Here is a 2,973-nt window from a genome sequence, read left to right as displayed (position 1 = left end):
GAACGCGTTGAACAGCGTGTTGACGCCGAACACCACGTCGTCCGCCCGCAGGCCCAGCGCGTCGGCGCTGAGGGCGGCGTTGGCCATGAGGTTCTCGTGCGTGAGCTGCACGCCCTTGGGCTTGCCCATGGTGCCCGAGGTGTACAGGATGGCGAACGGCTCGTCCGCGCTCCCTTCCCACCGCGGATACGGGCGGCCCTCACCGCTGCTGACCAGGTCCTCGAACTGGTGGATGCGGTCGTCGTACCACAGGTCTTCCTCGCCCACGGACAGCACGTACTGCAGGTCCGGCAGCACGCCCAGGAACTGCTCGAAGCGGGCCAGGTAGTCCGTGCCCTCCCAGTTCTCAGCCGTGACCACGGCCACGGACTCGGAGTGCCGCAGCATGTACTGCAGCTCCGGCGAGGTGAACCGCGGGTTGAGCGGGACGATGACGGCGCCCAGCTTGGCCGCCGCGAAGGCCGAGACGATGAACTCCGGCCAGTTGGGAAGGGTCAGTGCGATGCGGTCTCCGGCCTCGATCCCCAGCTCGTGGAGCGCCGCCGCCAGGGCGTCGGCCTGCGCGTCCACCTGTGCGTACGTGAGCCTGCGGTCTTCGAACGCAACGAAGGGCCGCCGCGGGTCCTCGTTCACGCGCAGCGCAAGGCTGTCCGCGAGCGTAAGACCACGAAAGCGGTCGCGTAGCGCCATGTAACCTCCGTCGGGGTTCTCGGCCATGTACGAACGGACGGAAACATAGCGGGCAAGCGCGATTGCGTCAAATTGCGGACCTGATATGTGGAGATCGGGCGCGAGGTTGGGGAGAAAGTGCGGCGGATGTGGCGGATTCGGGGCGGATCGGGGAGGATTGTCTCGAGCGGACGATGGATGGATCACGCTCGGGCGGAGCGCCCCCCATCCCCGACCCTTCCCCCATAAACGGCATGGGGGAAGGGAGAACTGCGTCGCGGGCTCCGGGTCGGCCTCCATGGCGAAGGATCTCTCGCCCGCGGAGGGCCCCCTCCCCCCGACCCCCTGCCCCCGCTCCGCGGGGGAGGGGGAGAACTGCGTCGCCGACGGCGCTTGCAACCCGACGCGTCAGCCCGCCAAGTTCCCCGCCCTTTCCGAAGTCAAATCCAGGTCCGGAGCATCGCGGGCGGCGACCGATTCCGCCGCGATCTCCTCTTTCTCTGCGCGATGATGGTTCGGCTGATCGATGGTGTAAAGATCCTGCTCCTGGCTGCGTCGCTGGCGGCGTGCGGGGGCGACGCGGCGCGCGCGGCGACGGCGGACGGGGTGCGCGCCACGGACGCCAACGGGCGCGTGGTCACGCTGGACCGCCCCGCCGCGCGCGTCATCTCGCTCGTGCCCAGCGCCACGGACCTCCTCGTCGCGGCGGGCGGGCGCGAGCGGCTGGTGGCGCGCACGGACAACGACCACGCGCCGGAGCTGGCGCCGCTGCCGTCCGTGGGCGGCATGGAGCCCAGCGTGGAGAAGATCGTGGCGCTGCGGCCGGACCTCGTCGTCATTCTGGACATGACGTCGTCGCGCGGGCTGATCGACGGGCTGGAGGCGCAGGGCATCCGCACATTCTCGCTCGGCACGCGCGACACGACGCAGACGTTCGCGGGGCTGCATGCGCTCGGCAGATTGACAGGCGTGGAGCGGGGCGCGGACTCGCTCGCGGGGCGGATGCGCGGGGAGCTGGCGGCCGTCGCGGCGCGCGCCCCGGCGGACACGCCGACCGTCTTTCTCGTCGTCAACGTGGATCCGCCCATGACGGCCGGGCCGGAGACGTTCATGGCGCAGATGGTGTCCGTGGCCGGCGGGCGCACGGCGTTCCCGGACCTGCGCGAGGACTGGGCGATGATCTCGCTGGAGGAGGTGCTGCGCCGCCAGCCGGACTGGCTGCTGACCTCCACGGGCCAGGGCGGCACGCGGGAGCGTCGCCTGGCGCAGCTGCGGGCGGCGCCGGGCTGGCGCGAGCTGCGCGCCGTGCGCGAGGGCCGTGTGATCGCGCTGCCCTCGGACCTGCTCGCGCGTCCCGGCCCCCGCCTGGCCGAAGCCGCGCGCCTGATCCAGGCCGAGCTGCATCCGCAGGCTCCGTAAAGACAACTGCATTCTCACGCAGAGGAAGCAGGGGCAGCAGAGTACTTCGTTCCGCGATGAAGTACTCTGCTGCCCCTGCTGCCTCTGCGTGAGATTTCTGTTTTCCGTCCCTGCCGATCAGCCGGCCATCGCCTCGGCGGGGCGGCGGCGGGGCGGGACGGTGCCGCGGCGGCGCGCCTGGTGCTCGGCGATCACGCGGGCGCGGGTCGCCACGCCGCGCGTTTCGTGCTCCGTAACCGGCTTCGCGGGCGCCGCCTCGACGGGCTCGCGGACGATGGGATCACGCGTGGGGGTGGGCGCCGGCGCGGCGGGGAGGGTGAAGTGGAAGGTGCTGCCCTCGCCCAGCTCGCTCTCCACCCAGATGCGCCCGCCGTGCGCCTCCACGATGCCCCGCGCGATGGCCAGCCCCAGCCCCAGCCCGCGCGAATCGGCGCTGTCGGCCTGCCAGAACCGCCCGAACACGTGCGGCAGCTGCTCCGGCGAGATGCCGGCGCCCGTGTCGGCCACGGACAGGTGCAGCTCGCGGCCGTCCCACGCCGCGCCCAGCGTGACCGAGCCGCCCTCGGGCGTGAACTTGACGGCGTTGCCCACAAGGTTGCTGATCACCTGCATCACCCGCGCGCCGTCCACCCGCAGCCGCGGCAGCTCCCGGGGCGCATCCAGCGTGAAGCGGATGCCGCGCGCCTCGGCCAGGGGACGCAGCATGGCGCCGGCCTCCGTCACCAGCAGCCGCATCTCCTCGTCCTGCGGCGCCAGGGCCAGCTTGCCGCCCACCATTCGCGACACCTCCAGCAGGTCCTGGATGAGCCGGTCCATCCGCACGGCGCTGCGCTTGACCGTCTCCAGGTGCCGCCGCTGAAAGGCGCTGGCCGCGTCGGCCGGCAT

Annotated in this window: 3 protein-coding genes; 1 reads left to right on the top strand and 2 read right to left on the bottom strand. The window is 71.8% G+C overall.

The features are described from left to right. The coding region (locus VFZ20_RS27520) for an AMP-binding protein (protein WP_329687169.1) at positions 1 to 690 on the bottom strand (690 nt) is incomplete at its 3' end. 486 nt (positions 691 to 1,176) lie between these two features. Between VFZ20_RS27520 and VFZ20_RS27515 the strand changes: the two genes are divergently transcribed. Then, positions 1,177 to 2,088 (top strand): helical backbone metal receptor, encoded by a 912-nt coding sequence (locus VFZ20_RS27515; RefSeq protein WP_329687168.1) that lies wholly within the window; start codon positions 1,177 to 1,179, stop codon positions 2,086 to 2,088. Between the two features lie 117 nt (positions 2,089 to 2,205). Here the strand turns inward: VFZ20_RS27515 and VFZ20_RS27510 are convergent. Next, positions 2,206 to 2,973, bottom strand: a 768-nt coding sequence (locus VFZ20_RS27510; protein ID WP_329687167.1) for a sensor histidine kinase, incomplete at its 5' end; no start/stop codon positions are given.

It is taken from the genome of Longimicrobium sp. (assembly GCF_036280135.1).
Classification (GTDB): Bacteria; Gemmatimonadota; Gemmatimonadetes; order Longimicrobiales; family Longimicrobiaceae; genus Longimicrobium.
The sequence above is the reverse complement of the archived record's forward strand: the minus strand, read 5'-3'. Positions and strand labels throughout refer to the sequence as shown.

What these genes read in the sequence shown, in the direction of transcription:
- VFZ20_RS27515 (WP_329687168.1), top strand. Translation starts at nt 1,177, where the DNA reads ATGATGGTTCGGCTGATCGATGGTGTAAAGATCCTGCTCCTGGCTGCG.